This is a genomic window from Sphingosinicella soli, assembly GCF_014199685.1.
Lineage (GTDB): Bacteria > Pseudomonadota > Alphaproteobacteria > Sphingomonadales > Sphingomonadaceae > Sphingosinicella > Sphingosinicella soli.
The window spans coordinates 30171-51087 of record NZ_JACHNZ010000023.1; the positions used below are offsets into that span (position 1 = coordinate 30171).

At 59.6% G+C, this 20917-nt stretch carries 18 protein-coding genes and 1 pseudogene; 9 read left to right on the forward strand and 10 right to left on the reverse strand.

The window, feature by feature from the left end; genetic code table 11:
• Positions 1–6: 6 nt before the first annotated feature.
• Positions 7–1197: an acyl-CoA dehydrogenase family protein gene (locus GGQ98_RS10880; protein WP_184069361.1), complete on the reverse strand. Its 1191-nt coding sequence runs from the start codon at positions 1195–1197 to the stop codon at positions 7–9.
• Positions 1198–1537: 340 nt separating this feature from the next.
• On the opposite strand from GGQ98_RS10880, the gene GGQ98_RS10885 reads away from it, so the two are divergent.
• From GGQ98_RS10885 to GGQ98_RS10905, 5 genes are all read left to right on the forward strand, one after another.
• Positions 1538–2710, forward strand: a complete 1173-nt coding sequence (locus tag GGQ98_RS10885; protein ID WP_184069363.1) for an LLM class flavin-dependent oxidoreductase — start codon at positions 1538–1540, stop codon at positions 2708–2710.
• Between the two features lie 75 nt (positions 2711–2785).
• Entirely contained in the window at positions 2786–3181 is a 396-nt protein-coding gene (locus GGQ98_RS10890) for a RidA family protein (protein WP_184069365.1), read from the forward strand.
• Positions 3181–4029 carry an amidohydrolase family protein gene (locus GGQ98_RS10895; RefSeq protein ID WP_184069366.1) on the forward strand — a complete coding sequence of 283 codons (849 nt, stop codon included), beginning with the start codon at positions 3181–3183 and terminating at the stop codon, positions 4027–4029. Before GGQ98_RS10890 ends, GGQ98_RS10895 begins: the two co-directional genes overlap by 1 nt.
• Positions 4026–4424 (forward strand): RidA family protein, encoded by a 399-nt coding sequence (locus GGQ98_RS10900; RefSeq protein ID WP_184069368.1) that lies wholly within the window; start codon positions 4026–4028, stop codon positions 4422–4424. The genes GGQ98_RS10895 and GGQ98_RS10900 overlap by 4 nt, the downstream gene beginning before the upstream one ends.
• A gap of 47 nt (positions 4425–4471) precedes the next feature.
• Positions 4472–5548, forward strand: a complete 1077-nt coding sequence (locus GGQ98_RS10905) for a CobW family GTP-binding protein (RefSeq protein ID WP_184069370.1) — start codon at positions 4472–4474, stop codon at positions 5546–5548.
• A 21-nt stretch (positions 5549–5569) separates the two neighbouring features.
• Here the strand turns inward: GGQ98_RS10905 and GGQ98_RS10910 are convergent, their stop codons facing one another.
• From GGQ98_RS10910 to GGQ98_RS10930, 5 genes are all read right to left on the reverse strand, one after another.
• The gene (locus GGQ98_RS10910) at positions 5570–6748 is read right to left on the reverse strand and encodes a thiolase family protein (RefSeq protein WP_184069372.1); all 1179 of its coding nucleotides are present in this window, start codon (positions 6746–6748) and stop codon (positions 5570–5572) included.
• The gene (locus GGQ98_RS10915) at positions 6745–7914 is read right to left on the reverse strand and encodes an acyl-CoA dehydrogenase family protein (protein WP_184069374.1); all 1170 of its coding nucleotides are present in this window, start codon (positions 7912–7914) and stop codon (positions 6745–6747) included. The genes GGQ98_RS10910 and GGQ98_RS10915 overlap by 4 nt, the downstream gene beginning before the upstream one ends.
• A gap of 43 nt (positions 7915–7957) precedes the next feature.
• Positions 7958–9058, reverse strand: a complete 1101-nt coding sequence (locus GGQ98_RS10920) for an LLM class flavin-dependent oxidoreductase (protein ID WP_184069376.1) — start codon at positions 9056–9058, stop codon at positions 7958–7960.
• A 183-nt stretch (positions 9059–9241) separates the two neighbouring features.
• Positions 9242–10744, reverse strand: coding sequence for a GMC family oxidoreductase (locus GGQ98_RS10925; RefSeq protein WP_184069378.1), 1503 nt, complete (start codon positions 10742–10744; stop codon positions 9242–9244).
• Positions 10745–10774: 30 nt separating this feature from the next.
• Entirely contained in the window at positions 10775–11848 is a 1074-nt protein-coding gene (locus tag GGQ98_RS10930) for an LLM class flavin-dependent oxidoreductase (RefSeq protein ID WP_184069380.1), read from the reverse strand.
• 377 nt (positions 11849–12225) lie between these two features.
• Here GGQ98_RS10930 and GGQ98_RS10935 point away from each other — a divergent pair, with 377 nt between their 5' ends.
• Entirely contained in the window at positions 12226–13569 is a 1344-nt protein-coding gene (locus GGQ98_RS10935) for an MFS transporter (RefSeq protein WP_184069382.1), read from the forward strand.
• 38 nt (positions 13570–13607) lie between these two features.
• Entirely contained in the window at positions 13608–14891 is a 1284-nt protein-coding gene (locus tag GGQ98_RS10940; RefSeq protein WP_184069384.1) for an NtaA/DmoA family FMN-dependent monooxygenase, read from the forward strand.
• A 385-nt stretch (positions 14892–15276) separates the two neighbouring features.
• Here GGQ98_RS10940 and GGQ98_RS10945 read toward each other — a convergent pair whose 3' ends face one another.
• Positions 15277–15888, reverse strand: coding sequence for a pyridoxamine 5'-phosphate oxidase family protein (locus GGQ98_RS10945; protein WP_184069386.1), 612 nt, complete (start codon positions 15886–15888; stop codon positions 15277–15279).
• A 76-nt stretch (positions 15889–15964) separates the two neighbouring features.
• Between GGQ98_RS10945 and GGQ98_RS18395 the strand changes: the two are divergent.
• A pseudogene (locus GGQ98_RS18395) lies at positions 15965–16138 on the forward strand (helix-turn-helix domain-containing protein); the annotation flags it as partial.
• A 197-nt stretch (positions 16139–16335) separates the two neighbouring features.
• Here the strand turns inward: GGQ98_RS18395 and GGQ98_RS10955 are convergent.
• The 3 genes from GGQ98_RS10955 to GGQ98_RS10965 all read right to left on the reverse strand — a co-directional run bounded on the left by GGQ98_RS10955 (position 16336) and on the right by GGQ98_RS10965 (position 19561).
• Positions 16336–17091, reverse strand: coding sequence for an enoyl-CoA hydratase/isomerase family protein (locus tag GGQ98_RS10955; RefSeq protein ID WP_184069388.1), 756 nt, complete (start codon positions 17089–17091; stop codon positions 16336–16338).
• 37 nt (positions 17092–17128) lie between these two features.
• Positions 17129–18433 (reverse strand): aspartate aminotransferase family protein, encoded by a 1305-nt coding sequence (locus GGQ98_RS10960; protein WP_184069390.1) that lies wholly within the window; start codon positions 18431–18433, stop codon positions 17129–17131.
• A gap of 354 nt (positions 18434–18787) precedes the next feature.
• Positions 18788–19561: an IclR family transcriptional regulator domain-containing protein gene (locus GGQ98_RS10965; protein ID WP_184069392.1), complete on the reverse strand. Its 774-nt coding sequence runs from the start codon at positions 19559–19561 to the stop codon at positions 18788–18790.
• A 96-nt stretch (positions 19562–19657) separates the two neighbouring features.
• Between GGQ98_RS10965 and GGQ98_RS10970 the strand changes: the two genes are divergently transcribed.
• Positions 19658–20905: a CaiB/BaiF CoA transferase family protein gene (locus GGQ98_RS10970; RefSeq protein ID WP_207791357.1), complete on the forward strand. Its 1248-nt coding sequence runs from the start codon at positions 19658–19660 to the stop codon at positions 20903–20905.
• Positions 20906–20917: the final 12 nt, after the last annotated feature.

The window sequence follows — 20917 nt, forward strand, 5'->3', positions numbered from 1 at the left end:
CGTCCATCACCGCAGCCCCAATCCGCGCGCAATGATGCCGCGCAATATCTCCCGTGTTCCGCCACGCAGCGAAAAGCTTGGCGCCATCATCGTGAGATAGAACAATGTCCGCAAAAGTGCGTCGCTAGCGTCCTCCTCGGGATGGCTCGCCAGATCGTCGGCAATCAGGTCCGGCACGGACTGCTCGAACCCCGTACCGAGATCCTTCAGGATCGATGCTTCAACGACCGGCCGCTCGCCTGCGGCGAGGTGCGCAGTGACAGCGATGGAGACGGCCCGAAGCGTTGCGAGCTGCGCCGTCAGGCGTCCGAGAAGCGTTGTGCCGGCCTCGTTCCGTCGGCCGTTGGCCTCCAAATGTGCCATCCAGGCATCCAGAAGCACGACACTTGAATATATGCGCTCCGGGCCGCTGCGTTCGAGCGCAAGCTCGGCAGTCACTTGCGCCCACCCGGCCCCTTCGTTGCCGACGAGCATGTCCTCAGCGAGAAAGACGTTCTCGAAGAAAACTTCGGCGAAGTGCTCATCGCCGCCAAGATCTCTGATCGGCCGTACCGTCACGCCGGGTGATTTGAGATCGATGATAAATTGGGAAAGTCCTTCGGACCGGTCTGCCGCAGTGCCCGACGTGCGCACGAGCGCAATCATGTAGTCGGCATGCTGGGCGTTGGTCGTCCAGATCTTCTGGCCGTTCAGTATCCAGCCGTTGTCCGTACGTTCGGCCCGGCTTCTCACGCTCGCGAGATCGGAGCCTGCGCCGGGCTCGCTCATCCCGATACAAAAGCAAAGCTCGCCTTTGGCGATCCCAGGCAGATAGCGTTCACGCTGCGCTTCCGTCCCGAAATGCAGAATGAGCGGTCCCGACTGGCGGTCGGCGATCCAGTGCTCCGCCACGGGGGCGCCGACCGCGAGCAGTTCCTCGACAATCACAAAGCGAGAGAAGGGGTCGAGGTTCTGTCCCCCATATTCACGAGGCAGGGTGAGACCCAGATAGCCTGCGGCGCCGAGCGTTCGGCTCAAAGATCGGTCGAATCCCATCCATGACCTGGCACGGACATCGACAGGCAGATGCCCGACGTGCTTCGCAAGCAATTGCCGCAGCGGAGCCCGCAGCGCTTCCGCGCTACCCGGCAGCCCCTGAAGCTCAAAATTTCCTAACACGAAACACTCTCCATTTCGCAACACCCCACGTGCCAGCATGGGGCTCTGTGCTGTGAAACCATTCAGTATATTTTGGTACCCTTATTTTTAAATGCCTACCACACACCATAAATCTGGATCAAGAGGGTGCTGACAACGGCGCCTTTTTTTGGGAGCCGTCGGAAACGCCGCCGATTCGACTTTGTTCGCCCATGTGTTCACCCAGCGTTACACATCTTGACTGCGGCTAACGCAGGTCGCGGCTTTCCGACCCTTGGCATCGATTGGTCTTGACATAAAACTGATCGGTATCATACGCTATTCAACGGTATTGAATTGTGCTGATCCGCGCAGAGCCTCGCGATCATGCCAAGCCATTTGAGGGACGGAGACGAGGGAAATGAGAGTCGACCTGCTTTACGCGCTGACAAACCGGTCGGGCCAAATGAGCTGGCACGAGGTTCTGGAAGCCGCGCGCAGGCATGCCATCATGGCGGACAAGATAGGTTTCGATGGAATCTGGCTCGGCGAACACCACTTCGATGCCGACGGCGTGGACGCATGTGCGAATCCGATCATGCTGGCCACCGACCTCGCAGCACGGACGGAGCGCATCCGCCTCGGCCTCGCGGCCGTCCAGTTGCCGCTTTGGCATCCGGTCCGGCTCGCGGAAGATCTCTCCATGCTCGATCATTTCAGCGGCGGCCGTCTTGAGCCGGCGTTTGCGCGCGGCATCGTCGACTTCGAGGTGATGAACATCAACCCCGCAGCGGACCGCTGGAGCAAGGGCCCCGAAACCAGCGAAGCCATATTCGAAGAAAACTTCCAGGCCTTGAAGGCCGCGATGACGATGAAGTCGTTCAATTTCAAGGGAGAACGCTATACGTTCCCCTACCCCAACCAAAAGTACAAGCATGGCTTCGGCGCCATCGAGAATCACAACCCGGTTGATCATGGTTGCAATACACCGGATGAGAACGGCATTCTCAGTGGCCTTGGCATTGTCCCGCAGCCGCTGCAGAAGCCCACCCCGCCGATGTACGTCGTCACCGAAAGCATGGGCGGGTTCATGGGTGCGGCGCGCCGCGATATTGGCGCGATCACCTGGTATCCGACCGGCAAGGGACTGAAAGAACTGTTCGAAACCTATCGCAACGAAGTGAAGACGCTTCATAACAGGGAACTGGCGCTCGGCGAACGCTGCGCGGTCCTGCGGCTGGCCTTTGTCGCCAAGACCGACGCGGAGGCGCGGAAGGTCACAGAAGACGCCATTGATGGATTTGCAAAGTTCGTGAACTACGTGCGACGCGCGAACATGTGGCTCGACGTCGACGAGGACCAGAATGACCCTCGCTTTAAAGAAATCCCGATGTTCGACCTGCTGATGGAACGCGATCACCTGATGATCGGTTCACCCGACAGTGTTATCGAACGCATGACCCGGCTTTCCCGAACTCACAACGTCAAGCACTGGCTCTTGCAGATGGGCTTCCCCGGTATCCGCAACGCGGACCTGGAATCGTCGCTCGAGCTTTTCGGCAAGGAAGTTCTCCCCGCGCTCAAATCGTTTTAAATGCCGATAGTGCGCTTACCCTTCCGTGTCTGTTGGCAGGCATCCAGGGTTTCCGCACGCAACACAGGAGCAGATATGACCAAGTTCCTCAATCCCCGAAATGCTCCCTTCCCGCAGTACGGCCTGAATCCCGGGGCTGCGGCGAACGGCATGGTGTTCGCCGGCGGCATGGCGTTCGATTTCGATACGATGCAACGCCGCGCCGACGCGGTTTCCGTCCCCGTCGAAACCCGGCTCTGCCTGGAAGAGATCGAGGAGATCATCGCCGAAGCCGGATGCACGAAGCGCGATATCGTGAAGGTCACCGCGTACCTTTCCGACGATTCCTATCGGGCCGAGTTCTGGGGTGCCTTCAAGGAATTCTTCGATCCCGGTCCCTATCCCGCGCGCTGCACGTTCGTTGTCGGCATCGCGGGTGGGTGCCGGGTTGAACTCGACGCCATCGCGGTCCAGCCCAAAGCGAACGCGTGATGGCCGTCCGCACGTTCACGGACTGGCATACACATATATATCTTCCGGAACACGCGGGCCCGGTCTGGACCCAACGCGGCACCGAACTTGTCGGGCGCCCCGCGTTCGGGCCTGCCGATCCGAAGGAACATCTACGGACGATGAACGAAGCCGGAGTCGACCGCTTCGCTATCGTCGGCCTCCAGATCGCCATCATGGGAATGCATGTTCCCAACGACTTCATTGGCTCCTATCTGCACGCGAACAAGGATCGCGCCATCGGGATCGGAAGCGTCGATCCCACCCAGCCCGGCGCGGCGGAAGCGCTGAAGACCGCTGTCCGCGAATGGGGGCTGCATGGTGTCAAACTGTCGCCGCCGTACCAGGGCTGGCACCCCCATTCGGAAGAGGGCTACGCCGTGTACCGCGCGGCGGCCGATCTCGGCATTTTTCTGATGTTTCATCAGGCAAGCGTGTTCTCGCCCATCGGTTTCCACGAGTATGCGAGCCCGAGCCTGCTGGACAAGGTCGCGCGCGAGTTCCGGGACACCAAGCTTCTGCTCGCCCATTTCGGCAAGCCATGGATGAATGAGACCGTCGAGCTGATGATGAAGAACCGCAACGTCTATGCGGATATCTCGACGCTGCCGATCAAGACGTGGCAGATGTACACGGGCCTGCGCCTCGCGATCGAGGGGCGCGTCACCGACCGGCTCGTCTTCGGCTCCGACTTCCCGTCGTTCAACCCCCGGCAGGCTGCCGACGACTTTCTCGCGATCGCCGATCTGGGCATGCCGCTTCCGATCCCGCGCGATGTTCTGGAAGACATTCTCTACAATCGTCCATTCGACATGATGGTGAACCAATGATCACATACATCAATCCCCCGCAGCTCGGCGACTACAGCGGATCCGGCCTCTCGTCCGGAACGGCGACCGACAGGTTCGTCTATGCCGCCGGCCTCGCGCTCGATCAGAACACGATGAAGCGACGCGCGGATGCCGAGACTATAGCGGACGAGGTCCGCATTTGCCTTGAGAACATTGGCATCATCCTTGCCGAACAAGGCCTGACCCTGCGCAATGTCGTTAAAACAACCTGCTACCTGCGTGATGAGACCTATCGCGGCGAATTCATCACTGCATATAAAGCCGTGTTCGATCCCGGCCCCTACCCCGCGCGCTGCAGCTTCGTGCTCGGCCTTGCCTCCAATCTGCGCGTCCAGATCGAGGCAGTCGCCGCGAAGAACGCGGACGAGACCTAAAGCTGCGCGGTCCAATCGTGGACGTTGATTGAGGAAAGTACAGGCCGATGGTATGGGCGCCGGAAGGGCATTTTGACCGTCACCTGCCGTTCTCGCTGCTGACCGGCTTCCTGGGCAGCGGCAAGACGACGCTTCTCAACTGGGTGTTGCAGAATCCGTCGCTCAGCGATACGGCGGTCGCCATCAACGAGTTCGGATCGATTCCACTCGATCACAATTTCGTTGAGGCGGCCCCCGACGATGTCATCGTGCTTGCGAACGGCTGTATGTGCTGCTTCGCAGGCGACGACCTCGGCGCCGCGCTTGCCCGGATTTTCCGCCATGGCGAGCGCGACGATATCCCTCGCTTCAAGCGCCTCATCATCGAAACGTCAGGACTCGCCGATCCTGAATTCGTGCTGCAGGCTATCCTCGACAATCCGCTCGGAGGGCGCTTCCTTTGGCTCGATCAGGTCGTCACGACCGTGGATGCCGTGCACGGACTGCAGCAACTCGAACGTCATCGGGAAGCGCGCAAACAGGCGCGGCTGGCGGACCGGCTTATCATCACGAAAGCCGATCTTGCGGAGAAAGAAGATGTGCACGCGCTTCAGGAAACGCTGCGCACAATCAACGGCAATGCCACTCAGTGGCTTCGAAAGGACCCTGCCCTCTCCATTGACCGGATATTTTCCCCATTCTTCCTGAATGAAGACCAGTATCCCTCGATGCTCAGCGAATGGACCAGAGGAGTCCGCCCGCTACCGGTGACCTGCGATAACCAGAACGCACATGTCCATCATCATTCACACACGGCAGAGGCCGCCTCCGCCACGCTCATTGCCGACGCCCCGCTCGACTGGCGCCAACTTCACCTCTGGCTGGGGCGAATGCAGCGCGCGTTCGGCGAGAATCTGCTGCGGGTGAAGGGCATCGTAAATGTCGAAGGCAGCGCAGAACCGATTGTGGTCCACGCGGTTCAATCGACCCTGCACGTTCCCGTCGCGCTCAAGGCTTGGCCAGACGCCGATCGCCGCACGCGGATCGTGTTCATGTTCACCGGAGAGTTTACGGAGACGCTTCAGGCGCACTGGGCAACGTTCCTGTCCGAAACGCTCAAGCCCGTATTCACGGAGCAGCCCTGATGCGATTTTGAAGGCCCGTCTTCAAAGACGCTCGATGATTGTCGCATTGGCCATTCCGCCGGCCTCGCACATGGTTTGCAAGCCGTAGCGATCTCCGTTCTGTTCGAGCGCATGGAGCATCGTGACCATGAGCCGTGCCCCCGAAGCGCCGAGAGGATGGCCAAGTGCGATCGCACCACCGCGCGGGTTGAGACGGTCCGGATCGGCGCCGAATTCGGCGGCCCAGGCGAGCGGCACGGACGCGAACGCCTCGTTCACCTCGAAATGGCTGATCGAATCGATTCCAAGGCCGCTCTTGGCGAGAATTCGGCGCGTTGCGGGGATTGGCGCGGTCAGCATGAACAGTGGATCGTCGCCCACAACATCGAAAGCGACAAATCGCGCCCTTGGCGTGAGGCCCAATCGGCGCGCAACGGGCTCAGCCATGATGAGCAGTGCAGCAGCACCGTCAGCCAGCTGCGAAGAGTTTCCGGCTGTGACACTCCATTCGATATCCGGGAAGCGCGCCGACATCTCAGCGGAAACGAACGATGTACGCAGTGCCGCAAGAGCTTCCGAGGTGGTTCCCGGTCGGATCGTTTCGTCGCGCGACATGATCCCGCCGGGCGTAGCGACGGAAACGGTCTCGGAATCGAAAAGGCCGGCGTCCTGTGCCCTTGCCGCACGCGCGTGCGAGGCCGCCGCATAAGCGTCGAGCTGGCTGCGGCAAAGCCCCCAGCGCTGCGCGATCAGTTCGGCGGCGACGCCTTGCGAGACAAGCCCGGGGGCAAAGCGCGCGCTCACGCCATATCCGAAAATGTCGGCACCCATGCGGGCCGATCCCAATGGGACGCGGCTCATGGATTCGATTCCGCCAGCAATCACGATCTCATTATGGCCGGCCATGATCCCCTGGACGGCAAACTGGATGGCCTGCTGGCTCGATCCGCATTTCCTGTCGATTGTTGTCGCCGGCACATGAGTTGGAAACCCCGCTGAAAGGAGCGCCATGCGCCCCGGCGTATTCGCTTGCTCTCCGGCTTGGGAGACACAACCGACGATAACGTCGTCGATCAGGCCCGAATCGAGTCCATTGCGGTCGACGATCTGCCTCAACACCCCTGCCAGCAGATCGACCGGATGCACTTCGGACAATGCGCCGCCTGGCTTGCCACGCCCCATGGGCGTGCGCAGCGCATCGACGATGACAGCTTCGATCATGTTGGGGCTCCGGCGCGGAGAATACCGCGCGCAATGATCTTTTTCTGAATCTCGGATGCGCCCTCATAGATGCGCATGGGCCTGAGTTCGCGGTAGAGGCGTCCAACGACGCTTTCACCGCTTACGCCCTCCGCGCCGAACAGCTGTACCGCCGCATCGACCACGCGCTGGGCAGCCTCGGTTGCGATCAGCTTGGCAAGCGCAGCTTCGGTCGATCGACGCCCACCGATAACATCCGCTGTCCACGCCGCACTATAGACCGCGAGCATGCCAGCCTCGATATCGGCGCGCATTTCGGCAAGACGCGTCTGCACGCCATCCAGATCTGACATGCGGGTTCCGAACATGCGCCGTGACGAGACCCGTACGACACACTCGGAAAGAGCGCGCTTTGCAAGGCCGATCGCGGCTGCCCCGACGGAAGGCCGGAACATATCAAACCCGGCCATCGCCATGCGCATTCCGTCCCCTTCACCACCAATCCGCTGACTGTCCGGAACGAATACATCGTCGAATACGACAGTGGAGAGTGGGCAATCGTCGATCATGGGAATTTCACGATCAATGCGGATTCCCGGTGTGCCGGAATCGACGATAAAGGCCGAGATTTGCGGCGGACGATCCCGGTCTGCGGAGCGCGCCAGCACGAAATAGTGATTGGCAAAATGCCCATTTTGTATCCACACCTTTTCGCCGTTGAGACGATAACCTCCGGGCTGAGGCGATGCTGTCGTCTCGACGGATGCAACATCAGAAGCGCTGTGAAGCTCGCTGATCGCAATTGCACTGACGGATTCGCCGCGGCGAGCCCGATCGATATAGCGCTCGCGCAGTAGATGATCGGAAAGTGTCAGGGGTGAAAGTCCGATCCCTTGCGTGGCAAACAGAGACGCGGCCAGATTGCTCTCATAGGCCAGGGCTTCGCGGACGATGCAGATCGTGCGCTGGTCGAAACGAGGGACGGCGCCGTCATTACAGTTAGGAAGGACATATTCCAGCAATCCGCCCGCAGCGAGGCTTGCCACGATCCGGCGGCATCTGCCGGCGAAACTCCCGTTGGCGTCGTGCAGAAGTTCGCGGTGCTCAACGCACCAGCGCTGCACCTCAAGCGCAAGCCGGGCATGTTCTTCCTCGAAGAACGGCAGAGTCGGTAATTGCCAACTCATCGCCGTGCATCTCCAGGCGACGCGTACGAACTGTTGGGGATCACTACTGCGCCAAACGCTTCTGCAAGCGGGAACTCCCCTCAAAGCGCGGCATGACCTCGGCTGCGAACCGGTTCAACATCCGGTGACGCACATATTTGGGAACCCCGGGCGTGCAGTTGTTCACGATAATATGGTTGAACCCGATCTCCATGAATTCGCGAACGCGTCGCTCTACGGTATCCGGGCTGCCGACGATGTTGAAGCTCAGGAAATCCTCAAGATTGTCTGGGTTCGCGAGTTTCTTCAGATTAGCAAACGTCCGTTCGAATTGCTCATAGCCTGTAATATCGGACCAATTGGTGAGATCGCCCTGATAGTGATCGACCTGCGTCTGGAAGTAAGATGGCAGGTATTTGATTGCTTCTTGCCGGGCCTCTTCATCCGTATCGCCAATGTAGCACTGAACCAGTATCGGGCGGGTCTCCGCGGCAGGCAGTCCAATCTCTTTCGCTCTTTCATTCCAGTTGGACTGAATGGATTCGAGAACCTTTCCTGGAAACTGGCCGATGGCGATCGGTGGCAATCCCAGGTCCGCCATCAGGCCGGCGCTGCTGGCACTGCCAATCGCGCCATAGAAGTTGGGGCGTTTTCCGGTAAGACGGGGACGCGCTGTGATTGTACGGTCGACGCTCAGATATTCACCCTTGTAGCTGAAGGGCTCTCCCTTGAGCGCAAGCTCAATAATCTCGTAAGCCTCGCGAAAACGTTCACGCGCTTCCGACATGTCGACGCCAAACGCATCATATTCCAGTTTCGCAACGCCCCGGCCCATGCCAATGTGAAGATTGGCCCCCGACAGCATCTGCAGCATCGCGAGCTCTTCGGCCAGCCGCAGCGGATTGTACCATGGCAGGACAAGAACGCATGTGCCCAGATCGAGCCCCGGGCATGCGGCAGCGATGTACGAGAGAAGCGTGACCGGATTTGGAGTTGGGAAATAATCGGTAAAGTGATGCTCGATCACCCACACCGCCTCAAAACCGAGTGACTGCCCCAGTTTCGCATCCTCAATCGCATCCCGGTACAGCTGCTCGTCCGATGTCCCGGGTTCGCCTACGGCGCCCACCTGAAAGCTGAACGCGACCGCCTGATTTTCAGCCATCTCTCACCCTTGCAAAATCTATATGTTAGAAAAATATACCATTAGGTATTATCTGGCAATCAAAAACTTACTTGTAATACCTTTAGGTATATCGCTACAGGGTCAGAGATGCGCGCGTGGGCCATCGATTTTCGCTCGCATGGCCCTGTGACGCCTACACAGAATGAGTCGATTGGATCGATATCAATCGAAGAGCGATGCTGCTTTCTCTGCAATCATTATAGTCGCCGCAGCAGTATTGCTCGAGACGATCTCCGGCATAATGGACGCATCAGCCACGCGAAGTCCGGCAATCCCATGAACCTGCAACTGAGGGTTCACGACTGCCAATGCATCAGTTCCCATGCGACAACTTCCCGCCGGATGGAAATACGTGCTGAGGCCGTCCCGGATCGTCTGTTCGAGATCGTGGCGGTCAAGCGACAGGAGTGCGTCCGTTCCGGAGTACCCACCCCATTCTTCGAAGGCATCCGTGCGGGTCATCCTGTGAACAGCCTCGACGCCGGATATTAACTGCGCGACTTCGTCAGGATGACTGAGATAATCGAAGTCGATCAATGGTGCCGTGCGCGGATCGCTGTCGCGCAGGGATATGCTGCCGCGGCTGCGCGGGCGCATATGGCCGATGCCGAAGGTGAAGCTGTTCGCGACCGGCCTTTGCCAGGGCGTGTGATAATCCACCTGAACATGCACGATCTGCAGTTCAGGCCGGCTCTGCCCTGGATCGGTTTTCATGAATAACGTCGATTCCGCCAGATTTCCAGACGGCGGCGGCAACGGTTTTGATGCGTGATAACGAATGCCGGCAAGCAGGACATGATCCTGCAGATTGCGACCGACACCGGGAAGATCGGCTACCACGGGAATGCCCAGTGCATTCAGCTCCGCGGCAGCGCCGATACCGGACAGCAGCAGCAAACGCGGCGAATCGATCGCTCCGGCGCAGAGGATCACCTCGGCTGCCTCCGCGTGAAGTGCCGTCCCTGACATCTGGTAGCCAAGTCCTGTACAGCGCGCGCCGTCAAATGTCAGGTGGCGCACGAACGCGCCCGTCTCTACGACCAGGTTCGGCCGGCCCATAGCCGGTCGTAGATACGCCGTTGCCGTGCTCTGACGCCTCCCACCCGCGATCAAAACGTCCTGCCGGCTCGCTCCCATCAGCGATGCAGCGTTCAGGTCCTTCACAACAGCGTGGCCGGCCAACCGTGCCGCGTCGATATAGGCGAGCGCCAAAGGGTGCGGGTTCTCCACCGGCCGAGGCGTGAGCGGACCTCCCGTCCCGCGATAGTGGGGATCACCGTCAGGCACATGTTCGGATCGTTTGAAAAAAGGAAGAACCGATTCGTAGTCCCAACCTTCAGCGCCCAGTTCCGCCCAACGATCGAAATCATGAGCATGCCCACGAATATGGGTCATCAGGTTAATTGAACTCGAGCCACCCAGCACCTTGCCCCGATGGCAGGGATAGGACCGCCCTGTCACGCGCTGCGGTATCGTCGCATAATTCCAGTCAGAAGCGGATTCGAGTGTTGCGGGCCAAGCTGTCGGGTTCTCGATTTCAGGAAGCCGGTCGTCGCCGCCGGCTTCGAGCAGCAACACGCGCCGGACCGGATCCTCACTCAGCCGCGCAGCGAGCACGCACCCCGCAGTGCCGCCGCCGACCACGATCACGTCGAACGCCTGCATGACCGACCGCCGGGTTGGCTTCACCGTCGGCTAAGCGTGGATCGGCGGGGTGAAATTCTTCATCAGCGGAAACACCTCCTCGCCCATCCGCTTGATGTCCTCGACATAGTCCGGGAAGATGAGCATGTAGCCCTCCACCCCCTCAACTTCCGCCCACTTGTCGAGTTCCTTCGCGATCGTCGCGGGCGAGCCGGCGATGAAATCGGTCGACATGCGCACCATGTCCCCCATTTCGACATTGACAATATTGTGGGACGTGGCGCCACTGTCCGTGGACGCCTGTGCTACCATGTAGTTTATGGCCGCACGGTCGGGATGCTCCTCAAAGTCGCGAAGGCGCGCCTGCGCTTCCTCGTCCGTATCTGCGATGACGACGCCGAGCGCGGCATAGGCCTTGATTGAACGGCCGGCTGTTTCGAGCTGGGCATGATATTTTTTCATTACCTCTGCCAGCTTCTCCTTGCCGCCGAAAGCAAGGCGGAACTGGTAGTCGGCGTAGCGCGTCGTGAACTCGATCGCCTTGTCCGACGTGCCGGCGCAGACGATGTCGATGTGCCGCGGCGGGCGCGGCCCCATGCGGAGGTCTTCGAACTGAAAGTGTTTACCCTTGAAGTTCGTCACGCCTTTCTCCCAAAGGTCGCGCACGACTTGGCAATATTCTCCGGCGTACTCCCAGCGATAGCTGTTGTAGTCATAGCCGGGCCACGTATTTAGAACCTCAAGCTCTTTTGGATGCCAGCCACCCGGCACGATGTTGAGCAGGAAGCGTCCGTCGCTTGCCGAATCGATCGTCATCGCCATGCGCGCGGCAAGGGCCGGATGCACCGCCAGGATGTTCACGGAGCCGATCAGTTTCATGAACGTCGTGTCGCGGGAAAGCGCCGCCATCTCGGTCATCGCCTCGAGCGCGTCGTCCCAAAAGCCGGTGGGGCCGCCATCGCCGAGACCGCGAAGGCACGACAGGCAAAGTGCAAACGAAAAGCCGCTTTCCTCGCCCGCCTGCGCGATCTCGCGGATCATCGGATAGCTTGGCGAATACTGCGGCGACGTTTCCGAGATGATGAACCCGTTGCGCGCAGACGGCAGAAAAATCCCGAACTCCATGGTGCACGTCCCTCCAGCAATGTCATTCGCTTCGAATCAGACCGGGCGTCCAAATCTAATTCAACTTCCTCAGGGTTTGAATATATACCAATTGGTATGATCGCAAGCCGGTTTTTCGTTGATGTTCTCAACAGAATCAAACGCAGCGCATCTATCAGTCTAAAAGGATATACCGATTGGTCATTTTTGTGAACATTGCGAATATAATGTTGACGCATGCGAATATCGTCGTCATTGTTCTGCCTGTCGTTTGCGAGTCCGATGGCACGAGCAGGAGAGACTCTCGGCGGTTCCCTGACTTCCGGGGGCGATTGGGCTGGCCCACGGCCCTTATAAGAACGGAGCTGTGTCGTGCGGTGCCAGAGTTCCTGCCTATGATGAGCGGCCAGACAGAAGCGGCGTTTTCTGAAGGATTGAAAGTTTCGTCAGCGGTCGTTGTCGAGCCGACGGAGTGCAGTCCGGCGAGACAGCAGTCGGCGATCCTCGTGCTGGTCATGATCACTGCCGTATATGTCGTCAGCTATATGGATCGGCAGATTTTCGCGTTGCTTCTGCCTGAAATCAATCGCGATTTCGTTCTTACCGACACGCAGATCGGTCAATTGACCGGCATCGCCTTTCCAGTCGTCTATGCCCTCGTCAGCCTGATCGCAGCGGTCGTGGCGGACCGGCTCAACCGGATCAGGCTGATCGGTTTTTGTGTTGCGCTCTTTTCAGTGATGACAGCAGGCTGTGGAGCAGCCCAGGGCTTCTGGTCGATGTTCATCGCCCGCCTCGGCGTCGGCATTGGAGAAGGCGGAACCGCGCCCCCGTCGCTTTCACTGATCGCCGATCATTTCGATGGTCCTAGGCGCCAATGGGCGAACTCGGTTTATGCAACCGCCGGCGTGTTCGGCATGCTCGGCGCCTATATTCTCATCGGAAGCATCAGCGCCTGGTTCGGCTGGCGCGTAGCGTTCTATTGTGCCGGCGCACTGGGTCTTGTCGTCGCCGCATGCGTTCTCATCAGTTTGCGGGAAACACCCAACCGCGCGAACCGCGCGATGAAGCTCACCGATCTTCGCGAGTTTCCGGCATTGTTCAGGATCAAGAGTTTCCGCTGGGCAATGGGCGCGGCCATTCTGCACACCATTCTGACCGAATCGACCGTACAATGGTTGCCGCTCTTCCTGTCACGATCACTCGCAATGAGTCAGCTGCACATTTCGTGGTTCCTCGGCATCGGCTATGGCATCCTCGGTCTCGCCGGCATCGTGGTGGGGACCGTCTTTGCCACGCGGCTGCGCAAGAGGTCGGTTGGTTCGCCCCAATATCTTGGAACAGCCGTCACAATTTGCATATCGCTGGCCTATACGGTTGCCTGCCTGTCAAGCTCCGCCGCCATCACTCTGGGAATGCTGGCAATCGTCATTTTTCTTACGATATCGTGCTACGGCGCACTTCTCGCTTTTGTTCAGGACGTGACGCCCGAAGACAGCCATGCCAAAGCATCGGCCATCCTGTTCCTTCTCATGCAGCTCGGACTCGGCATCGGCTCTCTTTCCATCGGCATTCTGAGCGATACGTTTGCACCAATCGTCGGTCAGACTGAGTCACTCCGCTATGCACTGCTCCCCGTTGTGATAATCGCCGGCCTCTGCGCATCGATCTGCTATTTCAAGGCGGGGCGCAGCGCCGACGCCGATGCATGGCTGCCTATTCCGAAGCCGGCCTCGTTTTGACATCCCGACATCGACGACCAGCAGAAAGGGCGTAGACAATGAAAAAAATGCACCTCGTTGGCCTCAACCATTCCGGCCCTTTGGTTGGAGGCTGGCGCCACCCGGAAGCCCATGCTGACTATCTCGATCCAGCATGCTGGGACCGGGTTGCGCGGACACTCGAGAACGGCCGGTTCGACGCCATCTTCTTTGCCGACGCGCAGACGTTCTACAACGAGCAGATGACCCGCAAGGGCGGGGACGTCTATCTGCTCGATCCAGTCCCCCTTGCGATGTCGGTTGCTCGCGCAACTGAAAAACTCGGCATCGGCATCACGATTTCCACGAGCCTGTTTGAGCCCTTTGGCATCGCCCGCGCGCTCGGCACGCTCGACGTGCTCAGCGGCGGACGTATCGCGTGGAACGTCGTGACCTCCGTTTCGGATCAGGAAGCCCACCGCTACGGGATGCCCGGGCTGCTTCCCAAGAACGAAAGGTACGACCGCGCCGACGAGGTCATCGAGGCATGCATGCAGCTGTGGGACAGTTTCCCGCCCGATGCCCTCGTTGCCGACAAGAAGCGCGGACTCTTCATCGATCCAGACAAGCTCGTGCACCTCACCTATGAAGGGAAGCATGTAAAGACAGAGGGCCCCCTCACCGTGCCGCCCAGCCCGCAGGGCAGACCCGTTATCATGCAGGCCGGGTCTTCCGAGCGCGGGCGGCAGTTTGCTGCACGATGGGCGGAGATTCTGTTTACGTACCAGCACTCGCTGGCGAACATGCAGGCATTCTACAAGGACATGCATGGTCGCATGGCCGCTTTCGGCAGGCCCGCCAATGCCTGCGCTATTCTGCCTTCTTTTCAGCCGATCGTCGGAGAAACGCGGAGTATCGCCAAGGAAAAGCAGGCCTACCTGTACAGTCTGGTCGATGATGACGTCGCGCTTGCCCGCACATCCATGTCGATCGGCTTCGACCTTACAAAACTGAAGCCGGGAATGTCGCTGGGCGACCTGTCGGCGGAAGGCGGTTCAAGCGGAGCAATGGACATTCTGAAGATCGCAGCCGCAGGGGAAAATCTCAGCATCGTGGAAGCCGCGCGTCGATACGCCTGCAATGCCTTGTGTCCAGAGATCGTGGGAACGGCTGAAGACATCGCGGACTGGATGGGCGGCATTTTTCGCGCAGACGGTTGCGACGGCTTCGTCGTCATGTCGACGACATCGCCGAGCGCAATGGAAACCTTTACCCGGTCCGTCGTGCCGATCCTGCAGGAACGCGGCCTGTTCCGCACCGAATACGAAGGCAACACACTGAGAAGTCACCTGAACGAAAGTTGACTTGTCGTGACAGGGAATAGTGCGTCTTTATTCGCAACCATAATTTTCAGTTAAGTTGGCACAACGACAGGCATCGGCTACTTTGTGCCGGGGCAGAAATTAACGTTACCCTTTTCCATTCCGTTTGAGGCCATCTCCCGGCACCGGGAGCCCTTTCACAGCGGTCAATATTTTCTCGCAAGACAGCCGATACGCGGAGCGGCAGATCAATTTAGAAGGCCGCACGCCAGAGGGGCCGGAGGATTGTGCCATCGGACACGAAGATCGAAGGATAGGCCGGGACGCCGCCGACGTCATCAAAGCCGAGCAGCCAGCAGAAGAAGCCTCGCGCCTGATCGAGATCGGCACCGTCAGTCCAATATGATGGACGCCGATCGTGAGCTTATCAGTCATGTCTGTTTCCTTCCAATTCCTCGACCCGGGCGCGCAACCTTGCAAGCTCATCAAGCAATGGCTGCGTGCCACGCTCGATCTCGGCTTCGGTGAAGCGCGGAGTGATGTGTTGGGGGCAATTCCAGTCGAACCCGACCACGTCGATCAGGAAGGCACGTTCAGGCACTGCTCCGTAATCCGGCGCCATAAGCGCCGCGATGTCCGCAGGATCGTCACTGCCGTGCGCATGGCCGATAAGTTTGAGCCGCCGGCGATTTGGATAATCCATCAGGAACAAGGCGGCACGATCGTCGGCCGCCAGGTTCGCAGCCGAGAGATACTGCCTATTGCCTCTATAATCCGCAAAGCCGATGCGGTTGCCCTGGATTCTGCGCAGGAAGCCGAAAGGCCCGCCGCGATGCTGGACGTAAGGCCAGCCACCCTCACTCATGCTCGCCATGTAGAAGCTGTCGCGCGCGAGGATGAATTCGATTTCACGGTCGGTGAGGACATCGATGTCCCCGGCGCCGGCCTCCATGCGGGCATAGGATGCGCGTGAACCGGCGGCCTCCTGAAGCGCGCGGCTGCGGGGTCCGAACATCGTGTGAAGGAATGTCTGTGCCATGAACCGGTAGATAGCGCATTGCATTTCGCACGATAATAATCAAATATTGGCATTCACTGTTTCATTTTTTAGAATTATGGATCGCTTCGAAACCCTCACTGCCTTCGTAGCGGTCGCTGATCAGCGAAGCTTTGCGGCTGCAGCCCGCGCGCTCGCTACCTCACCGCCGGCGATCACGCGCGCGATTGCCTCTCTCGAGCATCATCTGGGTGTGAGGCTTTTTCACCGTTCGACCCGCGCGGTCTCGTTGACGGACGACGGAGCGGCATTCCTGGAACGCGCACGCCGGATTCTCATCGATTTGCGGGAAGCCGAACAGGTCGCCATGGGCGGCCGATCCGTGCCGCGGGGCCAGCTGTATCTGACGGCGCCGGTGATGTTCGGCAAACTGCACGTGCTGCCGGTTCTCAGTGAATTATGCGTAGGGCGAGGGCTGCCTTTATCAGGTCAAGCGCCGATGAAGCGACCAGGTCTCCGTTCAGCGACTGCGGCCATTCCTTCGCGCGCATCCGCAGTGGCCAGTAACTTGGTCTGCTCGTCGCTTTCGTGCCGAACCTGCGTGCGATACGCATCGGCGAGACCATGGCGCAGCGTTGCGCGTGTCGAGATGACGGCGAGCGGCGCTGCCTCGGCGATTTCGCCTGCTAACTTCAGCGCACCCTCACGCAAATCCGACTGATCAACCAGCTCATCGACAAGCCCCCAAGCCAGCGCCTGCTCCCCATTCAGACGCCGACCCGTGTACATGAGGAGCGATGCTTTCTGCATGCCGATTAAACGGGGAAGGGTATGTGTCAGGCCAAAGCCCGGGTGGATACCCAGCTTCACGAAGTTCGCGGAAAATCGGGCCTCCGGAGCTGCAACCCGGAAATCTGCAACGAGCGCCAGTCCGAAGCCACCCCCGACGGCGGGGCCTTGTATTGCAGCGATGATGGGCTTGCGCGTCGCAAACAGTCGTGCTGCGGCGGGGTAGATATCTCGGGACGGGCCGCCCGGCGTGTTGAAGTCTGCGCCGGCGCAGAACGCGGTCCCCTGCGCCGCCAGAACGATCGCGCGAAGTGAAGCGTCTTCATCTATGTCTTCGAAAAGCTGAGCGAGCGCGTCCATCAGCGCGACGTCGAAGAAGTTGTGCGGCGGTCGCCTCATCTCCACAACGGCAACGTTCCCGACGACCTCAAATCCTACGTCCGTATATTCGTGCATGCAGGTCTCCTGACCCCTTGTACGCCCGACGGGGGCTTTATTTGCCCGCAGACTCCGCGACTTGGGAAATGGAAGCATCGAGAACGCTCACGCCGAAATCAATCTCCTCGTCAGTCGAGTTGATTGGTGGAGCAAACCGCAGAATGCCGGCTGAATATGCACCGGTGATGTTTGCAAACAAACCGCGCTCCAGCGCAACCTCGGTAACTTCCCGGGCAAGATCAGTCGCGCTTTTGCCCTTGAACGGAATGAACTCCATCCCAAGCAACAGACCCCTGCCGCGAACGTCGCCGATGCATTGGTGTCGTTGCATCAGGTTCTGCAATCCTTGTCTTAGACGGCTGCCGAGAACCCTCGATCGTTCGACAAGCTGATCGCGCTGAACAATCTCTAGGACCTTCAAGGCGACAGCGGCGGGCAGCGGATCATTGACGTGCGTGGTGACGAAAAAGAACCCGCGCCGCTCGGCCTCTTCCGCGATCGCATCCGACGTCTGAACCGATGACATGGCCATACCGGCACCGAGCGTCTTCGAAAGCAGGAGCACGTCCGGCACAACCCCGTCGCGCTCGAAGGCGAACATCTCTCCGGTGCGACCCAGGCTTGTCTGCGCCTCGTCGAGGATGAGGAGCATGCCGCGTCGTTCACAATGTTTCTTCAGTGCCGCGAGATACCCGAGCGGGAGGTCGATGATGCCGCCCGTGCTGAGAACCGGCTCCGCGATGAAGGCGGCGAGATTGCCGGTGGACTGACGATCCAGAAGGTCGAAGCTGTCGTCGAGTTCCTGCTGCCACGTCACTCCGGCAAATCGCGGCCGATAGGGGTTTGGCGCGGGGATGGCGAAAGATCCCGGCATCAGCGGCCCCTGGCCATTTCGTCCCAGGGAATACGTTGCCGACGCCGCAGCCCCGGTCGATCCATGGTACGATTGGGCGAAGCCGACGATTTCCCATTTGCCCGTAATGACCTTCGCGAGCCGAATCGCCGCTTCGACCGATTCCCCGCCCGTAGACAGAAACATCGCACGCGGAAGAGCGGGCACCAGTTCCGCCAGGGCGGCAGCCAAATCCACGACCGGCTTGGAGATCATCATACTGAACAGATGGTCCAACGTACCGGCGGCTTGCCGTACAGCCTCAACAAGATCCGGATGAGCGTGCCCGATCACGGAGCTCATCTGCCCGGAGGTGAAGTCAAGCACTTTGCGCCCGGTATCGTCGTAGAGCCACGACCCCTCGGCCCGGGTTGGAATGAACGAGGTGAAAGCACCGCCCACGCCCATGTATTTCAGCAGATGGCGATCCGCTTTTTCCCAGATATCGGCTTCCGAGTTGTTCAGCATAGTATCCATTACCGGTTATTCCGCTGCGTTTGAGATCGAGGTAGCGACCTCGTCGCAAATGCAGAGGGCAATATCATGCCCCGGATACATCCGCGTTGAAGTTGTCACGATGCCCACCCCTGCCTTTGCGAATTCAGATGTAGCGGCCAACCTTCGCGAGTTTAAACGCAAATACTTCGCCCTGACTGGTGAACAGGATTTTCTAATCGCGGGTAAGCTTGCGCGCGGGAGGGGGAGTTCACACTAAAAAAAGCTGAGGTGGGTTCTCGAGAGTAAGCAATCGCCGACCTATCGGCCTTAGCGTGGTCCGCCGGCGGAGAATCTACTCGAGGCGTCGCTGCCGAGCGCGCGACATCAGTCGCAGGTCGTGCTCGCCTGCTTAACTGCCTTGTCGAAGATATTCGCCGCCTCGCGAAGGAAGCCCAGGATGGTCATGCTTTTGGATGTGATGCGGGCGGAAGGCCCTCCTACGCCAAGGGCGAACCTGCGGCCGAAAGGCGTAGGCGGAAGCAGAACGCCCATCGTGCAGACGCCGGGTGTGACACGACTGTCGGACGTCGCAAACCCCTGGTCGCGCACGGCCTGAAGGTCAGCCATCAGCGCCCGTTGATCTATTTTCGCTTCTTGGGGCGCCCGGCGCGCATCTATTCGTCGGACGGTCGCTTCAATGTCCGCGGTCTTCTCCGCGCTCAATAGCAGGCGCCCGAATCCCGAAGCAGCCAGCGGCCGCAGCGTGCCGGGCGCGACGGCGAACTGCAGCGCTTCGTTGGAATGGACCACATGAACATATTGCACTTGAAGGTCGCTCCGGGCGGCAAGGACGACCGTTTCGCGTGTCGCGTCGCGGAGATCTTCCATCAGACGCAGAATGTTCAGCCCGCCGAAAAGATCGGTCGCAACCCAGCTGCCGAGCAATGCAATCCTCATGGTCGGCAGGTACGTGCGGCTGCGCTTATCGTACTCCAGGTAGCCGAGCTGAACCAGGCTCTTGAGGAGTGCTGAGCCGCTCGAAGGCGCATATCCAAATTGATTGCATATCTGCGTGAGCGACACCGGCGCCCGGATGCGATCGAAATATTCGAGCACCTCAAAGACCCGTCGTGCCGACTTGATGCTGCCCTCCGCCACCAGTCTCCTTACTTTTTCATCAATATGAAAATGTACACTACAGTTGTGAAAAACTTGTCGCAAGGGAATAACCGATTAATGTTTGCGTCAGCCCTGATGACGACGCCCGCGTCGATGCGCCAGCGGCAGCCGACCGTGGAGTCAGTAGCAGCAACCATGACCAATTCCGGACCACAAGCGCCTTCGGCCCCGTTGGACGGAATGCGAGTCCTCGACCTTACATCGGTTCTCATGGGCCCGCTGGCCACGCGGATACTCGGAGACATGGGGGCCGACGTCATCAAGATCGAGCCGCCGGAAGGTGATATGCTGCGCACCACGGGTGGCTCTGGATTGTCGCCCGTGATGATGAACCTCTACCGCAACAAGCGCAGCGTCGTGCTCGATCTGAAGCAGCCGGAGGGAAAGGCTGCGCTCGAGGCGCTGATCCGTACCGCTGACGTTTTCGTCCACAACCTCCGCCCGCAAGTGATGGGCAGGCTTGGCTTCACCTATCAGGTCGTTCGCGCGATCAATCCGGACATCATCTACTGCACGGCGACCGGTTTCGGCAGTGACGGTCCTTACAGTGAAAAGCCTGCCTATGACGATCTGATCCAGGCGGCTTCCGGATTCGCGTCAGCCAGTCTTCCGCTTACAGGAGAGCCAGCCTACGCGCCTGCGGTGATCTGCGACAAACTTGTCGGTCAGGCCATTGCCTATTCGATCTTGGGCGGTTTGCTGCATCGCGCTCGCGGCGGCGGTGGGCAATCGATCGAAGTGCCCATGTTCGAAGTCGCCATCGACTTCAACCTTGTCGAAGGATTGGGCGGCGGGGTCTACACGCCGCCTCGGGGCCCCACCGGCTGGCCGCGTATGAAGACCGTTGAACGCCGACCCTTCAGGACCGCCGACGGCTTTGCCTGTATATTGCCTTACTCGTCCAGGAACTGGTTCGCCTTCTTCGACACCGTCGGACGCAGCGACTGGAAGGTGCGCTATGCTGATGGCGAAAAGCGCATTGCGGAGATCGAAACCCTATACGCCATGATCCGGGAAGAGGCGCCGAAGCGCACGACTGCAGAATGGGGCGTTTTTTGCGATGAGGCCGATATTCCCTTCATGCCGGTGTTGACGGTGGAGGACATCCCCGAAGATCCACATGTTCGCGCAGTCGATCTGATGCCCATTCTCAAGCATCCTACTGAGGGGCTTTATTATGCCGTCAGGCAACCCATACGCTTCGGGGCTTCCCCGTACCGCCTGCGCCGACATGCGCCGGGCCTTGGCGAGCATACGGCTGAGGTCTTGGCCGAGGTCGGCCATGTCCCGCGTATTGCGGACGATTCCCGCCCATCCAGCTGACAGCAGAGCCCC

What these genes read in the sequence shown, in the direction of transcription:
- GGQ98_RS10880 (WP_184069361.1), bottom strand. Translation starts at nt 1,197, where the DNA reads ATGCTGGCACGTGGGGTGTTGCGAAATGGAGAGTGTTTCGTGTTAGGA.
- GGQ98_RS10885 (WP_184069363.1), top strand. Translation starts at nt 1,538, where the DNA reads ATGAGAGTCGACCTGCTTTACGCGCTGACAAACCGGTCGGGCCAAATG.
- GGQ98_RS10890 (WP_184069365.1), top strand. Translation starts at nt 2,786, where the DNA reads ATGACCAAGTTCCTCAATCCCCGAAATGCTCCCTTCCCGCAGTACGGC.
- GGQ98_RS10895 (WP_184069366.1), top strand. Translation starts at nt 3,181, where the DNA reads ATGGCCGTCCGCACGTTCACGGACTGGCATACACATATATATCTTCCG.
- GGQ98_RS10900 (WP_184069368.1), top strand. Translation starts at nt 4,026, where the DNA reads ATGATCACATACATCAATCCCCCGCAGCTCGGCGACTACAGCGGATCC.
- GGQ98_RS10905 (WP_184069370.1), top strand. Translation starts at nt 4,472, where the DNA reads ATGGTATGGGCGCCGGAAGGGCATTTTGACCGTCACCTGCCGTTCTCG.
- GGQ98_RS10910 (WP_184069372.1), bottom strand. Translation starts at nt 6,748, where the DNA reads ATGATCGAAGCTGTCATCGTCGATGCGCTGCGCACGCCCATGGGGCGT.
- GGQ98_RS10915 (WP_184069374.1), bottom strand. Translation starts at nt 7,914, where the DNA reads ATGAGTTGGCAATTACCGACTCTGCCGTTCTTCGAGGAAGAACATGCC.
- GGQ98_RS10920 (WP_184069376.1), bottom strand. Translation starts at nt 9,058, where the DNA reads ATGGCTGAAAATCAGGCGGTCGCGTTCAGCTTTCAGGTGGGCGCCGTA.
- GGQ98_RS10925 (WP_184069378.1), bottom strand. Translation starts at nt 10,744, where the DNA reads ATGCAGGCGTTCGACGTGATCGTGGTCGGCGGCGGCACTGCGGGGTGC.
- GGQ98_RS10930 (WP_184069380.1), bottom strand. Translation starts at nt 11,848, where the DNA reads ATGGAGTTCGGGATTTTTCTGCCGTCTGCGCGCAACGGGTTCATCATC.
- GGQ98_RS10935 (WP_184069382.1), top strand. Translation starts at nt 12,226, where the DNA reads ATGAGCGGCCAGACAGAAGCGGCGTTTTCTGAAGGATTGAAAGTTTCG.
- GGQ98_RS10940 (WP_184069384.1), top strand. Translation starts at nt 13,608, where the DNA reads ATGAAAAAAATGCACCTCGTTGGCCTCAACCATTCCGGCCCTTTGGTT.
- GGQ98_RS10945 (WP_184069386.1), bottom strand. Translation starts at nt 15,888, where the DNA reads ATGGCACAGACATTCCTTCACACGATGTTCGGACCCCGCAGCCGCGCG.
- GGQ98_RS10955 (WP_184069388.1), bottom strand. Translation starts at nt 17,091, where the DNA reads ATGCACGAATATACGGACGTAGGATTTGAGGTCGTCGGGAACGTTGCC.
- GGQ98_RS10960 (WP_184069390.1), bottom strand. Translation starts at nt 18,433, where the DNA reads ATGCTGAACAACTCGGAAGCCGATATCTGGGAAAAAGCGGATCGCCAT.
- GGQ98_RS10970 (WP_207791357.1), top strand. Translation starts at nt 19,658, where the DNA reads ATGACGACGCCCGCGTCGATGCGCCAGCGGCAGCCGACCGTGGAGTCA.